Source organism: Clostridium ljungdahlii DSM 13528, from assembly GCF_000143685.1.
Classification (GTDB): Bacteria; Bacillota; Clostridia; order Clostridiales; family Clostridiaceae; genus Clostridium_B; species Clostridium_B ljungdahlii.
In genome coordinates this window covers 1459076-1476878 of sequence record NC_014328.1, presented here as the reverse complement: position 1 = coordinate 1476878, position 17803 = coordinate 1459076, and the positions used below count along the sequence as shown (strand labels likewise).

Below are 17803 nucleotides of genomic sequence, written 5' to 3'. Positions count from 1 at the left end.
TTTGACAAATTCAAAATTTAAATTGAGATATAATTTCTTGTAGTTTATCAGCACTTTGTTTATTGTTTTCAGTAGTTGTTTTTACAGTGCCTAACTTTTCATCTATATTAGTCATTTTGCTAGCAATTTCAGTAACACCTTTTGCACCGTCAGTCACGGTATTTGCCACTTCACCCATAGCATTGTTTATTTCACTAATTGATGAACTTAATTTTTCTGCTAAACTGCTAAAATCGTTCATAAAATTATTCACCGTTTCAGCATCTTGACTATACTCTTTACCTGTCTCAACTAACTTATTGTAGTCTTTTAAAACAATTTGATTTATAAACTCAAGAAGCTTTGCTGAATTACTTGATAAATTCTTTACTGTTTCTGTAACCTCATTGACTACATTTTGAATATTGCCAGCTGTCTTTGCAGATTCCTCTGACAATTGTCTGACTTCATCAGCTACAACAGAAAATCCTTTTCCTGCTTCACCAGCTCTAGCTGCTTCTATTGAAGCATTGAGAGCAAGCAAACCTGTTTGATCAGTAATAGAAATTATATCTGTAGACAACAACTTTATTTTTTCAATAGCCTTAGAATCTTCAATAGCTTTTTCAAGGTTATCTTTCACAGAGGAATATATTTCATTGGCCTTTTCATTTGACTCAACTGCATCTCTTTTTAATTCTTCTGCTCTCTTTTCAATGTCGTTAGCTTTATTTAGACCTTCTACAGATTTTTGGGTCATGGAATTTACAGCATTTCCAATTTCATCAGATGAAGCTGAAACTTCTTCTACTGAAGCTGCATTTTGTTCCATACCAGCTGAAAGATTTTGACTTTCTGCTGATGCACCTTCTAAATTGACCTTTAACTCACCAGTTAACTTTTCCACTAACACAGCATTTGAATTTATTGTATCAGAAGACATCTTCATGTCTTTAACCATTGTTTTTAATGCTTTTCTCATATTTTCTATAGAATTAGCCATTGTCCCTATTTCATCATTATATCCACACAGTTTGTCAAAGTCTTTTACATGGTTTAAATCTAAATTTGCTGTTTTATTTATAAGATTAACTATTTTAGTAATAGGATTAGTAATCCTTGTTGAAAACATATATCCTGCTGCTATAGCCAAAATTGATGCTATTATTGCTATAAGTATTATAGTATTTCTCATAGATTTAACATCTTTTAGCACTTCTAATTTATCAGAAGTTACTACTATAATCCAATTTGTTTCAGGGATAACCTTATATCCTGCTATTTTATCTACATTTTTAAAATTATATTTAAGAATATCCTCTTTTACATTTCCAACCTTATTTAATTTATCAGCTACATCTTTTATTTGAGGAGTTTCAACAGGTTTACCTATTTTGCTCTTAATTGGATGGTAAATAGTATTGCCTTTATAATCTAATAAAAATCCGTAACTAGATGAAAAATTACTTACTTTAGAACCAGCTAGATACTTTGAAAAGCTGCTCCCATATACTGCTGTACCCACATATCCTAAAATTTCACCATTTCCTACTACAGGATTCGTAAACACTATTATTGGATTTTTAGTTACTTTCGACATCATAACTTCACTTACTGAAGCTTTACCTTCCAAACTAGATTTATTATAGGATCTATCATTTACGTTTTTGCCAAGAGAGTTCTTATCACTGTCTGCAATTATATTTCCATTTGTGTCAACCAAAAATATGTGCTCAAGATTTTTGTTCTCTTTAACATAGTTTTGTAAAGTTAAATTCATATCTTGTTTTTGCTTATTTAAATCCTCAATATTACTAGAATCCTTATTTGTCTTAAGTAAATTTACAACTACATTTTTTTCTGAAAATATTCTAGCCCCCAACTTTTCTTTTTCAATTATTGCACTTATAGTTTGAGCTGAATGATTACATATTTCTTCTATTTCCTTTTCCGTCTTAGTTTCTATTAAGTTGCTAGACCTATTATCAATAAATATAGTAGTTACAGTCATTAAAATGGTAATAATTATTGCTATTAAAAGTGGAATTTTTCTTTTTATTGACATATAAGCATCTCCTCCATATATTTCATAAAGTACATTCTTTTGGTTAACTTTATTTTCGTATACTCTGTCAAAATATTTAATAAAATATTAACTTACAAAATATTTTGTTATCTTTAAGCACATCTACATCCCATCATTTTCTGCCTTTCTAACTAAATAGGATTCATTGATGCTTTTACAATCAATCGTGGTTTTAAAATATATAAATTATTGCCAATTAAATTCCACCTCATAATAATATTTTTTTATAAATGACATTTTATTCTTATGTTTAGCATATTTTAATGCCCCATCATATGCTTTACCTTTAGACTCTTTATCAAACTCAAATGACTTTATTGTACTAATGTACATACCAGTTTTAGTTTGTCTTTTTACTACCTCCCATTTCATTTATATACCTCCGCTTTAACTTTTTTACACATGAAGAATTGTATCAACTAAAAAAATTCTCCATACAACTATAATTGTATAGAGAAAAACTTTTTTTAAAATACTCCATATGGAGTATTTTTTATGAACTTTTAAAAAATAATACTATTTTTTAAGATGCAGACTTCTCCATGTGAGAAGCATACCATTTACCCAATAGTACTTTTAGTGAAGCAGCAGTAGGTACAGCTACAAGCATTCCTATAAGCCCCCCCAAATTTCCACCTATAAGTATTGCAATCATAGTAAATACGGGATGCAATCCTACGCTATTTCCTACAATTTTAGGTGCCAATAAGCTATCATCAACCTGCCGAACTGCTAGCATTCCAATAATTGCCCATACTGCTGTAATAGGTTGTCCACCTAACAGTGCCATAATTACTGCCAAAACAGTTCCAACAACAGCTCCTATATATGGTATCATATTACAAATACCTGCAATAATTCCTATAACCAAAGCATAATCTATTCCAATAAAATACAGTACAATAGCTGATAGAACTCCCACTATAGATGCCTCTAGCAATTGTCCTCTTATATATTTATAAAATGTAACATCCATAACATGTAATACTTCTTTTAATTTGCTCCCTGTTTTACTTTTTCCAAATGCAAGGTTAAATATTTTATTCCATAACCCTACAAAATACTCAGAATCTTGTATTAAATAAATACTTAATATTATTGCTATAAAAAATAGAGCTATATTGCTTACTATAGCTACAATAGAATTTGTCATTGCTCCTATACTTGCTGAAAAGTAAGATTGTACATAACTTACTATTTGGGCAATCTTGTCATTTAAACTTGTAGGTATTGAAATATTTAAACTTTTTAATTTTTCACTAACAGAACTAACTGACAATGTTGGGTTATTTAAATATTCATTTAAATACGATGCCATATTTGCTATACTTGTATTGTGAGAGAGTTTTCCACCAATCATAATATATATTCCACTTACAACGGCTGCAAAAATAGCTGCTACTAATGTATACACCCCTATAATTCCTATTACTCTTCTGTGGGATGCTTTTTTTAGTATCTTTTTCTTTTCTAAGAACTTTTCAATATTTTCTACCCCTGGTTTCAATAAGTACACAATTATTAGTGCCATAACAAAAGGTTTTGCAAGGTTAATGATTTTTTTTAACAGATTCCACAGTAGAGCAAATATATTACCTATATTATTTAAAAATGCTATACCAATATAAATTAGAATCACTGTTGCTCCTGCATATATACAATATTTTAGTAATTTTTTATCTATTTCCATTGGATCACTCCCATTTACTCCAAATTGAAGGCTCATATCCAACTGTAGCCTGTTTCCCATTTCTAACAATTGGAGTTTTATAAAGCTTTGGGTTCTTTAAAAGTATCTCTTCTTTTATATCACCGCTCCTTATTAATCCAATATTTAATTTATCATATTCTTTTACCCTATTATTTATCAAATTATCAATACCTACTGCTGCCTTTAAGCTCTGTAATTCCCTTTTACTTATTTCTTTAATATTTAAATCTATAAATTGATATTTAATTCTTCTTTCCTTAAAGTAGCGTTCAGCTTTCTTTGTATCAAAACACTTTTTCACTCCAAATATTTGAATATTCATTTCTAACTCTCCTTAAAATTATTGCTTAATATACACAGATTTCTTGTAAAAAATAGACCTGCCTGGCGCAAGCCCATAATTGAATGTCTAGAATAAGTTTCCATTGAATCCCCAATCGCTAATTTCACTAAAGATTACATATATACTATCCTTTGGTATATCGAACTCTGATTGATAAAAAGAACATATTAAATCAGTAACCTTATTTTTGTAAGTCCTTTCAGTAGTTCCACATATTTTTACTTCAACAAGGGCAGCCTTTTCCATTTTATTTCCTCTAAAATAAATTGTTTTATCATCATCAAAACTTACCATAAGCCATTCTTCGGATTTTCCAGGAATCTCTGAAATTATTTTTCCCATTTCATCCTTTATACGCTTTTTTTGCTCATATGAAAGTTTTACTGTTAATCTTGAATTTATGTATGGCATAAACATTCTTCCTTTCTTTTGTTTACAATGGATTAATATTATTATACAGTAACTTTTTATTTTTTCATAATACTTTATCATCAGATTTTTTACCAAAATCTTTTTATGTCTTCCAACATTATTCACAACTAGACACAACAAATTAACATATTAGTCTCTCAGCATAAGCAAAATATTGTCAAGTGTAATAGCTAACGGCAGCATTTGAGGTTTTAAATTATCAAAATCATCCCAGGAAATTACTTTGTCCTTAATTCTTACATTTTTGAAACGCTCAATATCAGTTAAACTTAAGTAACGCATTGTCTTTATTAGCCTTTTCATATTAAATAAAATTTTACTGCCATCTTCAAATTCTATTAGAAGTGTATAATCATCGTTTGGTATAACATTTATTATCTTACTCATTTAGCTTATCTCCTTTTATCTTATTTTGGATCTAAATGTACTATAATTGAAAACAAAAAAATTTCTCCATACAACTACAATTGTATAGAGAAAAAAATTTTTTAATATACTCCATATGGCGTATTTTTTTATACAGTTTTAAAAAACAATATTTACAATTATGGAACTAAGCGTAATCTATCTGAGTTTTCTAATTTCCTTCAAATCTTTTAAAATAGCCTTAAAATCATTACTTTTCCTAATAGGATCAAATACTGGATCTTCTAACACCTTCATCATATTTTCATACAAATCCAAAGTAAAGGCACGTTCTCCTTCTGAAAGTTCATTGAAACACCAGGTAGATGAAAAATCTTTAGGTGCATTTATATCATTATTTTTAATGCATTGTATCCACTTATACAACATTTCTATTGCCTTTTTATTTTCGTCAAGCCTAAGATAAATTTGTGCAAAATTCATATATTCTACATGCATACCAATAACTTTATCACATTCTGGAGAAAATAACTTTTTAACACTTACAGCCAAATTGCAATATTTATCTATAACATCTGAGTTTTTATCTTTAATATAAGATTTAGCCAATGCTAAACAGGTAAAACTAATTCCAAATATATTTTTCCACAGCTGACTTTGAAGTATCTTTCTCGCTTCTTTCATCTCATTTTTACTTAAATATATATTTGCAAGCATAAAATCAACATTAAATTGATTTTTATGAATTTTATTTAAAGCTTCTATTCCCTTATCATTTTCTCCAATGGAAGAATAAATACCACCAAGCTGAAATAGTGCTTGTTCAACTAATTTTGTATCATTACAATTTTCCACTACATTTTCAAGCAATTCAACAGAATTTTTAAGCATTATATTTTCTATCTTTTCTTCTCCCTTTTTCCATGAATACATGTTAAACAGGCCTCCAATCATATATTTCAAATAATAACTTGATTTATATTTTGATATGTATTCCATGGATTTATCAATTCCTTCATCAACTTTATCACTACTAAACAATACTTCACATTTTTTAAATATCTCCATAACTTCTTTTTCAGAGAGTTCAATTTTATAATTCAAAAGTTTATCTATAGAAACATTAAAATATGATGCAAGTACAGGAAGAAGAGTTATATCTGGATAGGAATTACCACTTTCCCACTTTGACACTGCTGCTGTAGACACTCCAATAAATCCTCCTAATTGATCCTGTGTAATTCCTTTCTCTTTTCTAAGTTTAAATATTATTTCACCTATCTGCAACTTATCCATATCATATTCACTCCATAATTTGATTATAAGGCCTTACAACACTTAGTATACCTTATCAGAGCTCTTATACCAATGGACACATAGTTGAATTTATATAAAAAACTTAACCGCCAGTTAAAAAATCAAAATATCATTCTTAACACTGCTATGGATATTACCCCTACTATTACAGTTAAAAGCAAATTATTCTTTTTAACAGCTACTACTGCAGTTATAATTGATGCAAGTACAGTAGCTATATCTATAGAAAATTTATTATTTAAAATAAACAGTGATGACACTACAAGGGCTGTCAAAATAGAAATGGGAATATATTTTAAAAATTCCGCTGTTCTATCATTTATATTAATTCTTGAAATCAACATTACAGGAAGTATCCTAGGAATTATTGTTACTATACAGCCGCCTATAATTATGTACCAGATATACATATTCACTTTCTTATTCCCCCCCTATAATTACTCCAAGTATGGCTGCAATCATAATTCCCGTATTTGCAGATAAAAATTTAATAGAAATAATCAATATTACAGCAGAGGAAATTATAATTACACAGGATCTTCTTAAATTAGAATTTTCCTTCACACTTGAAATCAATAAACCTATGAACATAGCTGGAAGTGCAAAATCAAGTCCAAACTTTTTATAGTCATATATCAAGCTGCTAAAGCATGCCCCGATAAAAGTTGCAAAGATCCAATTTATATAGGCTGTCAGGTTTATTCCCATCATCCACTTGTAGTCTATTTTGTCTTCACTATTTGCCTTTGATGAAGCAAGTGCAAAAGTTTCATCTGTTAAAAGTGCCCCTACTGTAAAATTTTTAAAAAGTGAATTTTTACTAAAATAAGGTACTATAGATGCACTCATCAAAAGATGTCTTAAATTTACTAAAAACACAGTCAAGACTACACCTGGAACTGATGCTGATGACAGTATCATTCCTGCAGCAGCAAATTGAGACGAACCTGCATATATGAAAGTACTCATCGCCACTGTTTCTAAGATAGTCATCCCACAGGATTTACTCACTACCCCACAGGCAAATCCTATGCTTAAATATCCAAACAAAGTTGGAATACAATCTATTGCCCCACTTATAAAAGAATTTTTGTTTGAGTAAGTTGTATCTTGTTCAGCCATTTTTGCCCCCTAATATTTAATAGTTCTATTTTGTATGTTATAATGTAACTACCGTACGTTATAATTTAATTTAATATACTATATTTATACAACCGTACGTTATATTTGTCAAGAGGTGAAATAAAATGAATTTAAATAATATAATTGCTTCAAATCTCAAGAAACTCAGAAGTGATAAAAAGCTCAGCTTAAGCAATCTTTCTGAACTCTCAGGTGTTAGCAAGGTTATGATAGGACAAATAGAAAGAGGTCAATCAAACCCAACTATAAATACAATATGGAAACTGGCAAATGGGCTTAAAGTTCCCTATACAGTACTTATAGACGAGCCTAAAAGTAAAACTACTTTAGTAAAAAAAGAAAACACTATAAATCAATGCAGTGAAGATGGAAAGTACAGAGTTTACTGCCACTTTTCTACTCAAAATGAAAGAAATTTTGAATTGTTTAGAGTTGAATTAGATACAGAAAGTTCCTATACTTCAAATTCTCACGGTGAGGATGAGTATGAGTACATTCTGGTTTTTGATGGAGAGCTTACTCTTGAAACAGATAATAAGACCTATGTTTTAAGTCCAGGAGATTCCATTTCATTTGATGCCTCTAAAACCCATACATATATAAATAATTCAAATGAAATGATTAAAATGACCATCTTAAATTATTATCCAATGAATCTTAAATACTATTTGCCATAAATTAAAGCAGGTAACCTTAGCAAAGTCACCTGCTTTAATTTTTAAAATACTATATTTATAGGAAATCCACACTTAGGACATTTATTGCTATCCATACGAACCTCAGTGAAATACCTGGTTCTCTCTACTAAAAGCTCGCCACACTTAGGACAGTATGTAGAACTGTCAACTCCTTGAACATTTCCAAGGTAGATGTAATTTAAATATTTTTTTGCAATTTTTCTTGATTCTACCATTACATCTATATCTGTAGCTGGTCTATCCATCTTATAAGTTGGAAAATATCTTGACAGATGAAGCGGAATGTCTCTATTTAAATTTCCAAGATAGGAAGCAATACTTTCCACTTCCGAAGCAGAATCATTTAGGTCATTTACAAGCAGCGTGGTTACCTCTACATGAGTCTTCTTGGCTGATTCACTTATAATTTTAAGTACGGATTCAACATCTCCTCCACATACTTTTTTATAGTATTTTGGATTAAATGCCTTTAAATCTATATTCATGGCATCTACATAAGGTAAAAGCTTTTGAAGTGGTTCTACCTCAATATATCCATTTGTAACAAGTACTACATTAAATTCCGGATGGTTTTCTTTCAGCTTTTTCGAGGTTTCATATACATATTCATACCATATACTGGGCTCATTATAAGTAAAAGCTATACCTATATTATCTTTTATATCCAAGCATGCTTCTATTAATTTTTCAGGAGACACATACTCACTTTTAGGTCTATACTGGGCTATGGTATAATTTTGACAAAAGCTGCAGGAAAAATTACATCCAAAACTTCCTACGGACAGAATGTTTCTACCAGGTTTAAAATGATAAAGAGGTTTTTTTTCTACTGGATCAACTGCCATAGATGTTATTTCACCATAATTTGTAGCTTGGAGCACACCATTTTCATTAGTTCTAACAGAACATCTTCCCTGCTTTTTATCACCTATAATGCAGTTATGGGGACATAACATACATTTTACTCTATCATTCTGTTTTTCATAAAACAGTCCTTCGTGTAACAAAAGTTATCTTCCTCCAATACTCAAAAACTTTACTTATGCCTTATAACCTCAAACTTTTCAATAGTATAGTCTTCATTAGGAGATATGTTTCCCTTTTCAAGTGCAATTTGAAGCTGTTTATCTACAGTATCCACTCCTTCCAAGTCTGGAAGTAAAAGACCGCATCTAGAACCTTTTTGAACTATTACACCATATCTTTCAGGGTCAAGTTCCCCTTTCGAAGCTTCTTCTGGCTTTGTAAGCACATCTACGGAAAAATCTATATCTTCAAGCTCATCTTTTCTAACTGGCATAAATCTAGGATCATTTATTCCTGATGAAACGGAATTTTTGATAATTTCTTCAGCTATATTCTCTGTTGTTGGAAAAATAGTCCCAATACATCCCCTCAGCTGACCTTCCTTCTTCATGGATACAAAAACTCCCCTTTTGCTATTTTTCATTTCGTCAGTTACATAATCAGGATTTTCTAAATATTTATGATAAACCAAATAAGAAGTTAAACTTTCACGAGCAAGCTTTACATAAGGATCTTCAGTTTTTCTTTTTGCCGCAATTATTTTTTGTCTTTCTTCTATTAATTTACTATAAGTGTCTCTACCATTATCTTTAAGTGAAAAACTCATTACACCATATCCAACACCAAAGGGACCTTCATAAGATAGGATTTTACCTTTAATGTCGCATCCATCCATGGCTCCCAACATTATATAGTAAGATCTCAGTCCACATTCTCCTGCTTCACTTACAGTTTCTTTATCCATATCAAATATTTTCAAAACATCGCCCTTCTCAAGAAGTGAAGTTATTTCCCTATCAAACTTTTCCCCATAAGGGCTGTATTCATAAGGTCCATCTTTTGTAAGTCTATGAGATAAATCTCCACTGGCAATGAATACTGCCTTGGTATTGACCTCATTTACAGCTTTTTTAATACACATTCCAAATTTATAGAGTTCCATTTTAGAAAGCATTCCATAAGTTATATGAACCAACTTATAATTTGGATACTTTTTATTTACAAAGTACAATGGCACTAAGGCACCATGATCTAATTCATATTCCATCCCATATTCCTGGGCAGACCTTGTTGTTATCTTTCCTATTAAAATATTTTGTTCTTTTGAATACTCTATTATCTTTTCTGTTAAAGGCAGATTTATATTTGAACTCTGACTTACCTCAGGAACCCCAAATTTTCCTAAATCACCATGGATACTATTCTCATAAGACACTGCAATTGCATCACTAAACATTGGTCCATGGGGTGTAATTATTATTATCGTATCCGGTTTTATAGATGCTATATCTTCACCCACTTTATAACAGGCATCCAATGTATTTTTTATTTTTATCTCCTGACCGCGTCCTATTTCAGGAACTGCAATAGGAGGATGAGGCATTGTATAAAAGCCATGTATTTTTCCCATAATATCACCTTACTTTAATAATTTAATATTTTACGTTTATTATCTGCTATTTTTATCTAAAATATGATTTAGTAACTCTCTTTTATTTTAGGTTATCTTTACCATTTAGTTAATTATAACATTTTCTATTAATTATTTATAATTATTTAATAATATAATCTTATGGAAATAGAACCTTAAGATACATATCATAAAAAAACATCTTGGAGTAAAACTATAAAAGGAGGTGCTTTCTATGACAAAAAAACTAGGAGATAAAATTGATAATAAAAAGGTAGAAAAATCAAAAAATGATGAAGAGCCTATAAATATAAATAACAATGACTTTGGTGCAAGAACTCAGTGGAAGGTTTACAGCAGTGAAAAAGGCTACCAAGTTTGTGGAAAAGACACCCACAGTAGATATTAGCTTGTACACTTAAAAATAACAAAAGTGGCTTCTCTAAATAAAGTTGGAGAAACCACTTTCATGTCTTTTCAAATCTATCCGATAATTACTTGTTGTCCAAAAAATATAATATAAAAAATCAAACATTATTTAATATGTCATATTATTTTAAAACAAATACAATACATTTTAGTATTATCTTTATTCTATAAATTCTGTTACTTTATCTATAAAGAGTATTCCATCTAAATGTTCTATTTCATGACATAAACACTTAGCTAAATCTCCTTCTCCTGTTATTGTAAATTCCTCACCTTTTTCATTTAATGCTTTTACTTTTACCTTCGCAGGTCTAATTAACTTTCCCCACTTATTAGGAATACTTAAACATCCTTCTATAACTTCCTGGCTTCCTTCTTCTTCAATTATTTCTGGATTTACTAGGCATATTATACCTTCACCCATGTCTATAACAACTGCTCTTCTTAAGACACCAACTTGTGGTGCTGCTATTGCCGCGCCATTTTCTGTGTTATGCAGCGTATCTGCCATATCCTTAAGTAAAGTTAAAATTCTATCGTCAACTTTTTCTACAGCCCGGCACTTCTTCCTCAATATTTCATCACCTAAAGTACGTATATTTCTTAATGCCATTTCAAAAACCTCCGTCACAAAATATTCTTTCACTATATATTATGCAATTTTTTTTGTCAATAAACAATACTTGACCATTTCTAATTAAATATGGTAACTTCTTACATATACCATAAAAATTTTAAAATTGATACATTTTAGGATAACTAGATAATAAAATAATTGGTATAGATTTGTTTTTCAAAAAACTCTATACCCATTTCTAACTTTGTTAATAAAACACTATTAACAGTTTTCTTCTATTATTTTAAATAAATTATTTGTGTCAATCTCTTCGTTACTATTATCAAATTCCTTTATCTTAACATTTTTCCATAGACACTGTTTGGATTTTAAACTATCTATAAAAATATCCCAGTTTTTAAGTTTCCACTCATCCCTTTTAAAATTACGCTCTCTAATTCTCTTAAGTAATACTTTAGCTGATACTGATACTCTTAAAACCAAGGGAACATAGTTTTCAAGGCTATATTTTTCTTTTAACTTATTTATATAGTTTTCATCTGTAAAATATCCTACAAATGGCGCATCCAATACTACTGATATACCACTTTTTATATTGTCTGCGGCTATTTGAAGCAAAGTCTCGTATTCCATCGGCATAATCCGCTTTTGATAAAATTCACAACCATCACGAGCATCAGGAGAAATTCCTTGAGTTTCTAGCAATTTACCCGTAAATTTATTACACACTACATCTTTATCTAAATATGCAAATTGAAAATGTGATGCAATAAGTTTTCCAACTGTTGATTTTCCAGAACCAGCAGGTCCAACTAAAAATACAGCTCTCGGAGTCATTAATTTGCGCCTCCCATATTTACCGGCTTTAAAAATATTCCATATGAAATAGCTCCAAGGATAAGGAGTCCTGCCCCTATTAGGAATACACCGCCTATAGTTCCTGTTTTGTCAAGTATAATTCCTGTTGCTATTGGTGCTATTGCTGCTCCTAAAAATCCACCAAAATTTTGGATTGCTCCTAGTGATGCAACTTGATCACTTGGTGCAACATCAGCTGCAAGAGTCCATATAACTCCTGAAGGCAATTGTGATGCAAAGTATCCAACACAAAGAAGTACAATAATTACACTAGTACTCTTTATAAATGGAAGTGGAGCTGTAGATATTGCTGCAAGAAGGGCTCCTCCAACTATAGGAAATTTACGTGAAGTTATAGCCTGGACACCCTTTTTAATTAAGTAATCTGATATAGTTCCACCTAAAAGTACCCCTACAATACCACATATATATGGAAGAGAAGCTATAAAACCGCTTTGAGTTAAACTAAAACCACGCTCCTTTTGTAAGTAAGATGGAAGCCATGTTAAGTATACCCATATAGTAAACATTATTCCGAAGTTTCCTATTATCATAAACCATGTGTTTCTATGTTTAAATAATTCTCCCCATGAAGCTTGTTTGCCTGATTTTCTAACTTCTTGGGCAGCTTCTAGGGAACCTTTTATTGCAATTGTTTCTTCAGATGTAGGATCTCTATATAGTTTTTGCCATACTAATAAAACCAAAATACCAAGTACACCTATTATAACAAACATACTCCTCCATCCAAAAGCAACTAGCAAAAGTGTTAAAATTGGTGGAGCAACTGCATTAGAAATTTGTGAGCCTGTATTTATAATTGCAACCGGTAATCCTCTTTCTTCATCTGAAAACCACCTCTGATTTACTTTAAGGCCAGCTGTAAAAAATGGTGACTCAGCTACTCCCAAAATCATACGCATTAAATAAAATAGTGGATATGAACTTATAAAAGAACATATAATAGTTGCCGTAGACCAAAATCCTGATGCAAATGAAAACATCTTTTTGGGTCCAAATTTATCTACTAACCATCCAGATGGCAAATTTGCAATTGCATAGGGCCACAAAAATGCAGATAACAAAAGCCCCATTTGAGTTGATGATAAATGAAATTCCCTTGCAATAGTCGTATTGGCAACACTAAGATTTGCCCTATCTAAATAATTGACAATTGCCCCAATTAGTAGTAAAATGACAAAAGCCCAGCGAATGTTTAATTTACTTTTAGAATTATCCATAGATTGTGTATTAGACATGTTTTCTTCTTGTTTCATTATTAATCCTCCAATCATACGTAATTAACCGTTTTCACAATTTGCAATCGTTCTTTATGTGTGATTTCAGGTACTGCACTTACTTTTGCAAAGTTACACCGTCAAATGCCTTTGCAAAGGTGTCCATGCAATACGAGACAATTTGAATTTTTAATTATTTTAGCGGCTTTCTTTAACTACTTTTAAAAATAGTTCAGCTGCTTTAGTTACTTTTGTGTAATCGCCATCTTTTTGAGCTGCTTTAGTTATACCACTGCCAACTCCAAGGCATGTTGCCCCTGCTTGAAGCCATTCTCCGGCATTTTCTAGGGTTACTCCGCCGCTTGGCATAATAGCTGCTTGATCTAATGGACCTTTAACTGTTTTGACATAAGCTGGGCCAATGAACTCAGTTGGAAATAATTTTACAATATCTGCACCTTCTTCTAGGGTATTTACAATTTCTGTTGGTGTAAATGCACCACTAATAATAACTGTTTGATAGCGTTTTCCCATCTTAATCATTTCAGGATTTAAATTAGGGCTTACAAGCATATTTGCACCTGCAAGGATAGCTGCTCGTGCGGTTTCTGGATCAAGAACAGTTCCTACTCCAATAACAAGTCCTTTTTCTTTATATTTTTCAGATAGCTTTTTAACAATTCCAAGTGCATTTGGTACACTCATAGTAATTTCTAGTGCCAAAATTCCACCCTTTATAGCTGCTTCAGCTACCTTCATAGCTTCATCTTCACTATCTAAACGAATCATCAGAAGAATTCCAGTTTCTTCAATCTTTTTTAGGTTTTCTAGTTTTTTCCACATTCAAAAAACTCCTCCTTTTAATAAATTAAGTACTCCATAACATTTTATTAAAATAAATTTATACACATGGCATAATCTTATCTGTCCATGTATAATTTATTGCCCATATAACCTAATCTTCTAGAAATTTGCATGGCAGTATCTGTTACTGCATTAGAAACAAATAGCTTTTTTTCATCATTCATTGAATTGTATAAGCTTGCAACACTTATAGAAGCAACTGGTTTGCCAAACTGATCGTAAATTGCAGCACCCATACAATACATCTCTATGTTGTCTTCACGGTCATCTATTGAATATCCACGTTTTTTTATTTCATGCATATCTCTTAGTATATCATCTACTGACGTATGTGAAAATTTGGTTTTGCCTAACAAAGGTTTCTTCTGAAGTATTTCTACAATTTTATCATCAGTATATGCAGCAAGTAATGCTTTACCAACCCCCGTTGTATATATAATACGCCTTGAGCCCAATTTTGCTGTAGGTTTCATAATAGAGTGATTCTCAGCTTTATCAAGATATACAATATCTCCATTATCTTCTATTCCTAGAAATACTGTACTACCTGTCTTTTTATTAAGTTCCTGGATATATGCTCTTGCTACATCAGTAACACCTAAATTTGAAAGATATGCACTTCCTATTTCAAATGCTAGTAAACTTAATCTATAGGTTTTAAGTCTCTTGTCATCCATTTCAAGAATACCTTTACCTACTAGAGTTTGAACCAATTCAAAGGTACTGCTTTTAGGCCAATCCTTACTACTACAAATTTCATTTAATGTTAAAGCCTTCCCACTATGAGCCAATAGTACCAATATATCTACTACTCGTGCTGCTGATTTATTTTCTTTATAATTAGACATACTATCACCTTAGTTAATTATTGTTCGCATGTGTGAACTGCGTTCACAAACACTACAATTGTACTATAAACACTTTTCCCTGACTTGTCAATATCTTTTTCAAAGTCTCTTTTTTTCAAAAATAGTCATATTTTTTTATAAATTATAGGTTTAACTTAACTGAACCAACAAACAATAGCCTTTGGATAAACTACTTGGTTAAAGAAAAACTTTATGACTTATAAATATAAAAATTCCAGGTAATTTAATTGAATCACCTGGAATTTTTATCCGATTGCTACCATTGCTAACACCCCCATCTTCTTCAAAGTGGGGTATAAGCACTGCTACGCACCTGGATAAGTTCTTCTAAGGTTCAGATGGAGAAAATGTATTCCTTATAAGCAAACTCCACCTGAACCTAAGAATCACTTGATATTATTTACTTAAATTAATTGTAAATTTCAAGTCCTCTCTGAACTCCACGTTGCTAAAATCATTAGTAAATATAGTATATTTCTTATTTGGATCAAGTTTCTTAAATTGCCTTACAAATTCATTTGGCTTGCTGTCATCTTTTCTTATATCATAGCTTTTGTAATCCACTTCTTTTCCACTAGAATCTTTTATCCAAAGATCTTGTGCCTGAAAATATGGTGCTTTACCATCTACTCTGTATTTAACTGTAGTACTATCCTTATCCGTTTCTATACTTTCTATTGTAATCTTTCCCATTTTACCTTGAGAAAGTTCTATAGGATACACTCCATCAATTGTCTTACTTATTTCTACCGGCTTTTTACTTTTAACAGTGTAATGTACTTCTTTACCATTCTTATCAATACTCTCACTGCCTCCAGCTGAAGGAGTAATTTTGCATGGAACAATCGTTAAATATTTTGGAATCTTATTAAGTTTATTGTATTGCATTTCAATATTGAATATTCCTGTATTAGAATCACCCCTTCCACCGCCTAACCCTTTAGGTATAAGTTCAACTCCCTTGTCATCATAAGCGACCCAATAATCATAATCCATTAAGCTATCATCATGATTTACCTCCATATTCTTTTTAACCTTTTCCTTATCTTTATAATTTCCACTTACAAAGATAGAAGTATCTATAGGAGAAAAAACAATCTTATCTACCTTTGCAATGCTATTTGGAAAATCCAGCTTAATATTTGGCTTAAATACAACACTATTTTTAACTAACTGATCCTTTGATGCACTAAAAGCAAAGTTCCACTTTCCTTTTATATTTGATATCTCATCCACATTTAAAGCTATGTTAATCTTCTTTGAAGCATTCTTTATTAAATCAGTATGAATTTCTTCACTTTTAACATATGTGTGATCATCAATATAATTTCCTGCAGAACTTCCAGTAGAACCAGACATTTTTCCATCAACTTTCAAAAACATGCTCAAACTAAATGTCTCTAAATTTTGAATTTTTTTATTACTTTTTATCGTATAGCCTATCACAAGCTTTGAATCATCTGCTATTACTTCATTTATAGTAAGAGTTATCCCATTGCTCGTAACAGGTTTATTTACAATTTGAGAATACTCGGCATAAGATCCATGAGAACCAAATTCATCATTTAGTTTTTGTGTTATAGAATTTAAAATTGGAATATTTTCTGCAAAGGCTGGAGAAATAGTACCTATACCTATAGTACATATCAAACCTAATGCTGCTGCTATAGAAAAATATTTTAATGCTTTAAATTTTCTCTGACCTTTTATTCTTTTCTTTAAATTTTTCTTTATCTTCTGTTTTTCTATATCAGTAACTTCTTCATCCATAGGATCAAACTCGCTTTCTTCAATCTTTACATCGTTAAACAATTTATATATATCTTTTTCTTCCATATTAAAATCATTCATATTCATAATATTTCTCCCTTCAAGACTATAAGTTTTTCTTTCAAAAATTTACGTCCCCTTGAAAGTCTCTTGTCAATTAAGCTCCTATCAACTCCAAAGCTCTTTGCTATGTTTTCTATTCCTTCATATAGAAAATACCTTCTCACAAATATCTCCTTGTCCTGAGGTTTCATAATATCTAAAGCCTTTAAAAGTTCCTCCTTATTTTCCCTTGATATCAATTCATTTTCTACATTAAGTTCATCCTCAAGTCTGTAATCATCTATACTTTTATCTGTACCTTTGCTAAAAAGTTTTCTTTTACAATCTATAGATTTATACTTTGCTATAGCTGTAATCCAATATTTAAAGTTTCCCTTTTCGTTGTCAAAGCTTTCAATATTGTTCCACACAGCCCAAAACACATCATTTACACATTCTTCCGAATGCTGTGATTCAAACTTAGAATTCAACACTGTGAGCACTATCTTAAATACCAAATTACTATATTTATCCACTACAAATTCAATAGCTTTGGGATTTTTCTTTTTTATCTGTTCTATAAAATTATTTTCATCTATCTTCACATTTTTCCTCCTTAAGAAGCTTCTCACATATTAATACGA

General features: G+C 30.8%; 20 protein-coding genes. 2 read left to right on the top strand and 18 right to left on the bottom strand.

The window, feature by feature from the left end:
• Positions 1-10 precede the first annotated feature (10 nt).
• From CLJU_RS06755 to CLJU_RS06715, 9 genes are all read right to left on the bottom strand, one after another.
• Positions 11-2044, bottom strand: a complete 2034-nt coding sequence (locus tag CLJU_RS06755; protein WP_013238041.1) for a methyl-accepting chemotaxis protein — start codon at positions 2042-2044, stop codon at positions 11-13.
• A 207-nt stretch (positions 2045-2251) separates the two neighbouring features.
• Complete coding sequence (locus CLJU_RS06750) at positions 2252-2437, bottom strand: hypothetical protein (protein ID WP_023163166.1); 186 nt, start codon at positions 2435-2437, stop codon at positions 2252-2254.
• Positions 2438-2588: 151 nt separating this feature from the next.
• Positions 2589-3755: an AI-2E family transporter gene (locus CLJU_RS06745; RefSeq protein ID WP_013238040.1), complete on the bottom strand. Its 1167-nt coding sequence runs from the start codon at positions 3753-3755 to the stop codon at positions 2589-2591.
• 4 nt (positions 3756-3759) lie between these two features.
• Positions 3760-4098 (bottom strand): arsenate reductase family protein, encoded by a 339-nt coding sequence (locus CLJU_RS06740; RefSeq protein ID WP_013238039.1) that lies wholly within the window; start codon positions 4096-4098, stop codon positions 3760-3762.
• A gap of 87 nt (positions 4099-4185) precedes the next feature.
• Positions 4186-4530, bottom strand: coding sequence for a phenylpyruvate tautomerase MIF-related protein (locus tag CLJU_RS06735; protein ID WP_013238038.1), 345 nt, complete (start codon positions 4528-4530; stop codon positions 4186-4188).
• 150 nt (positions 4531-4680) lie between these two features.
• On the bottom strand, positions 4681-4938 hold the full coding sequence (locus tag CLJU_RS06730) for a DUF2442 domain-containing protein (RefSeq protein ID WP_013238037.1): 258 nt from the start codon (positions 4936-4938) through the stop codon (positions 4681-4683).
• Between the two features lie 177 nt (positions 4939-5115).
• A complete protein-coding gene (locus CLJU_RS06725) occupies positions 5116-6213 on the bottom strand; it encodes a helix-turn-helix domain-containing protein (RefSeq protein WP_013238036.1) in 1098 nt (365 codons plus the stop codon).
• A 122-nt stretch (positions 6214-6335) separates the two neighbouring features.
• The gene (locus CLJU_RS06720; RefSeq protein WP_242825716.1) at positions 6336-6644 is read right to left on the bottom strand and encodes an AzlD domain-containing protein; all 309 of its coding nucleotides are present in this window, start codon (positions 6642-6644) and stop codon (positions 6336-6338) included.
• Positions 6645-6654: 10 nt separating this feature from the next.
• Positions 6655-7356 (bottom strand): AzlC family ABC transporter permease, encoded by a 702-nt coding sequence (locus CLJU_RS06715; protein WP_013238034.1) that lies wholly within the window; start codon positions 7354-7356, stop codon positions 6655-6657.
• A 125-nt stretch (positions 7357-7481) separates the two neighbouring features.
• On the opposite strand from CLJU_RS06715, the gene CLJU_RS06710 reads away from it, so the two are divergent.
• Entirely contained in the window at positions 7482-8054 is a 573-nt protein-coding gene (locus CLJU_RS06710; protein ID WP_013238033.1) for a helix-turn-helix domain-containing protein, read from the top strand.
• 41 nt (positions 8055-8095) lie between these two features.
• Here the strand turns inward: CLJU_RS06710 and amrS are convergent, their stop codons facing one another.
• Positions 8096-9082: an AmmeMemoRadiSam system radical SAM enzyme gene (gene amrS / locus CLJU_RS06705; RefSeq protein WP_013238032.1), complete on the bottom strand. Its 987-nt coding sequence runs from the start codon at positions 9080-9082 to the stop codon at positions 8096-8098.
• Positions 9083-9111: 29 nt separating this feature from the next.
• A complete protein-coding gene (gene amrA, locus CLJU_RS06700) occupies positions 9112-10512 on the bottom strand; it encodes an AmmeMemoRadiSam system protein A (RefSeq protein ID WP_013238031.1) in 1401 nt (466 codons plus the stop codon).
• A gap of 235 nt (positions 10513-10747) precedes the next feature.
• On the opposite strand from amrA, the gene CLJU_RS22560 reads away from it, so the two are divergent.
• Positions 10748-10921 (top strand): hypothetical protein, encoded by a 174-nt coding sequence (locus tag CLJU_RS22560; protein WP_013238030.1) that lies wholly within the window; start codon positions 10748-10750, stop codon positions 10919-10921.
• A gap of 180 nt (positions 10922-11101) precedes the next feature.
• On the opposite strand, the gene def is transcribed toward CLJU_RS22560, so the two are convergent.
• From def to CLJU_RS06665, 7 genes are all read right to left on the bottom strand, one after another.
• Positions 11102-11554 (bottom strand): peptide deformylase, encoded by a 453-nt coding sequence (gene def, locus CLJU_RS06695; RefSeq protein WP_013238029.1) that lies wholly within the window; start codon positions 11552-11554, stop codon positions 11102-11104.
• Positions 11555-11779: 225 nt separating this feature from the next.
• Entirely contained in the window at positions 11780-12355 is a 576-nt protein-coding gene (locus CLJU_RS06690; protein ID WP_013238028.1) for a P-loop nucleotide/nucleoside kinase family protein, read from the bottom strand.
• Positions 12355-13653, bottom strand: a complete 1299-nt coding sequence (locus CLJU_RS06685) for an MFS transporter (protein WP_013238027.1) — start codon at positions 13651-13653, stop codon at positions 12355-12357. Before CLJU_RS06685 ends, CLJU_RS06690 begins: the two co-directional genes overlap by 1 nt.
• Positions 13654-13812: 159 nt before the next feature.
• Positions 13813-14457 (bottom strand): bifunctional 2-keto-4-hydroxyglutarate aldolase/2-keto-3-deoxy-6-phosphogluconate aldolase, encoded by a 645-nt coding sequence (locus CLJU_RS06680; RefSeq protein WP_013238026.1) that lies wholly within the window; start codon positions 14455-14457, stop codon positions 13813-13815.
• 77 nt (positions 14458-14534) lie between these two features.
• Complete coding sequence (locus CLJU_RS06675; RefSeq protein ID WP_013238025.1) at positions 14535-15326, bottom strand: IclR family transcriptional regulator; 792 nt, start codon at positions 15324-15326, stop codon at positions 14535-14537.
• Positions 15327-15743: 417 nt separating this feature from the next.
• Positions 15744-17207: a DUF4179 domain-containing protein gene (locus tag CLJU_RS06670; protein WP_406541103.1), complete on the bottom strand. Its 1464-nt coding sequence runs from the start codon at positions 17205-17207 to the stop codon at positions 15744-15746.
• Entirely contained in the window at positions 17201-17764 is a 564-nt protein-coding gene (locus CLJU_RS06665; protein WP_013238022.1) for a sigma-70 family RNA polymerase sigma factor, read from the bottom strand. Before CLJU_RS06665 ends, CLJU_RS06670 begins: the two co-directional genes overlap by 7 nt.
• Positions 17765-17803 lie beyond the last annotated feature (39 nt).

Excerpts from the sequence above, each read along its gene's own strand:
- CLJU_RS06755 (WP_013238041.1), bottom strand. The coding sequence starts at position 2,044 with ATGTCAATAAAAAGAAAAATTCCACTTTTAATAGCAATAATTATTACC.
- CLJU_RS06750 (WP_023163166.1), bottom strand. The coding sequence starts at position 2,437 with ATGAAATGGGAGGTAGTAAAAAGACAAACTAAAACTGGTATGTACATT.
- CLJU_RS06745 (WP_013238040.1), bottom strand. The coding sequence starts at position 3,755 with ATGGAAATAGATAAAAAATTACTAAAATATTGTATATATGCAGGAGCA.
- CLJU_RS06740 (WP_013238039.1), bottom strand. The coding sequence starts at position 4,098 with ATGAATATTCAAATATTTGGAGTGAAAAAGTGTTTTGATACAAAGAAA.
- CLJU_RS06735 (WP_013238038.1), bottom strand. The coding sequence starts at position 4,530 with ATGCCATACATAAATTCAAGATTAACAGTAAAACTTTCATATGAGCAA.
- CLJU_RS06730 (WP_013238037.1), bottom strand. The coding sequence starts at position 4,938 with ATGAGTAAGATAATAAATGTTATACCAAACGATGATTATACACTTCTA.
- CLJU_RS06725 (WP_013238036.1), bottom strand. The coding sequence starts at position 6,213 with ATGGATAAGTTGCAGATAGGTGAAATAATATTTAAACTTAGAAAAGAG.
- CLJU_RS06720 (WP_242825716.1), bottom strand. The coding sequence starts at position 6,644 with ATGTATATCTGGTACATAATTATAGGCGGCTGTATAGTAACAATAATT.
- CLJU_RS06715 (WP_013238034.1), bottom strand. The coding sequence starts at position 7,356 with ATGGCTGAACAAGATACAACTTACTCAAACAAAAATTCTTTTATAAGT.
- CLJU_RS06710 (WP_013238033.1), top strand. The coding sequence starts at position 7,482 with ATGAATTTAAATAATATAATTGCTTCAAATCTCAAGAAACTCAGAAGT.
- amrA (WP_013238031.1), bottom strand. The coding sequence starts at position 10,512 with ATGGGAAAAATACATGGCTTTTATACAATGCCTCATCCTCCTATTGCA.
- CLJU_RS22560 (WP_013238030.1), top strand. The coding sequence starts at position 10,748 with ATGACAAAAAAACTAGGAGATAAAATTGATAATAAAAAGGTAGAAAAA.
- def (WP_013238029.1), bottom strand. The coding sequence starts at position 11,554 with ATGGCATTAAGAAATATACGTACTTTAGGTGATGAAATATTGAGGAAG.
- CLJU_RS06690 (WP_013238028.1), bottom strand. The coding sequence starts at position 12,355 with ATGACTCCGAGAGCTGTATTTTTAGTTGGACCTGCTGGTTCTGGAAAA.
- CLJU_RS06685 (WP_013238027.1), bottom strand. The coding sequence starts at position 13,653 with ATGAAACAAGAAGAAAACATGTCTAATACACAATCTATGGATAATTCT.
- CLJU_RS06680 (WP_013238026.1), bottom strand. The coding sequence starts at position 14,457 with ATGTGGAAAAAACTAGAAAACCTAAAAAAGATTGAAGAAACTGGAATT.
- CLJU_RS06675 (WP_013238025.1), bottom strand. The coding sequence starts at position 15,326 with ATGTCTAATTATAAAGAAAATAAATCAGCAGCACGAGTAGTAGATATA.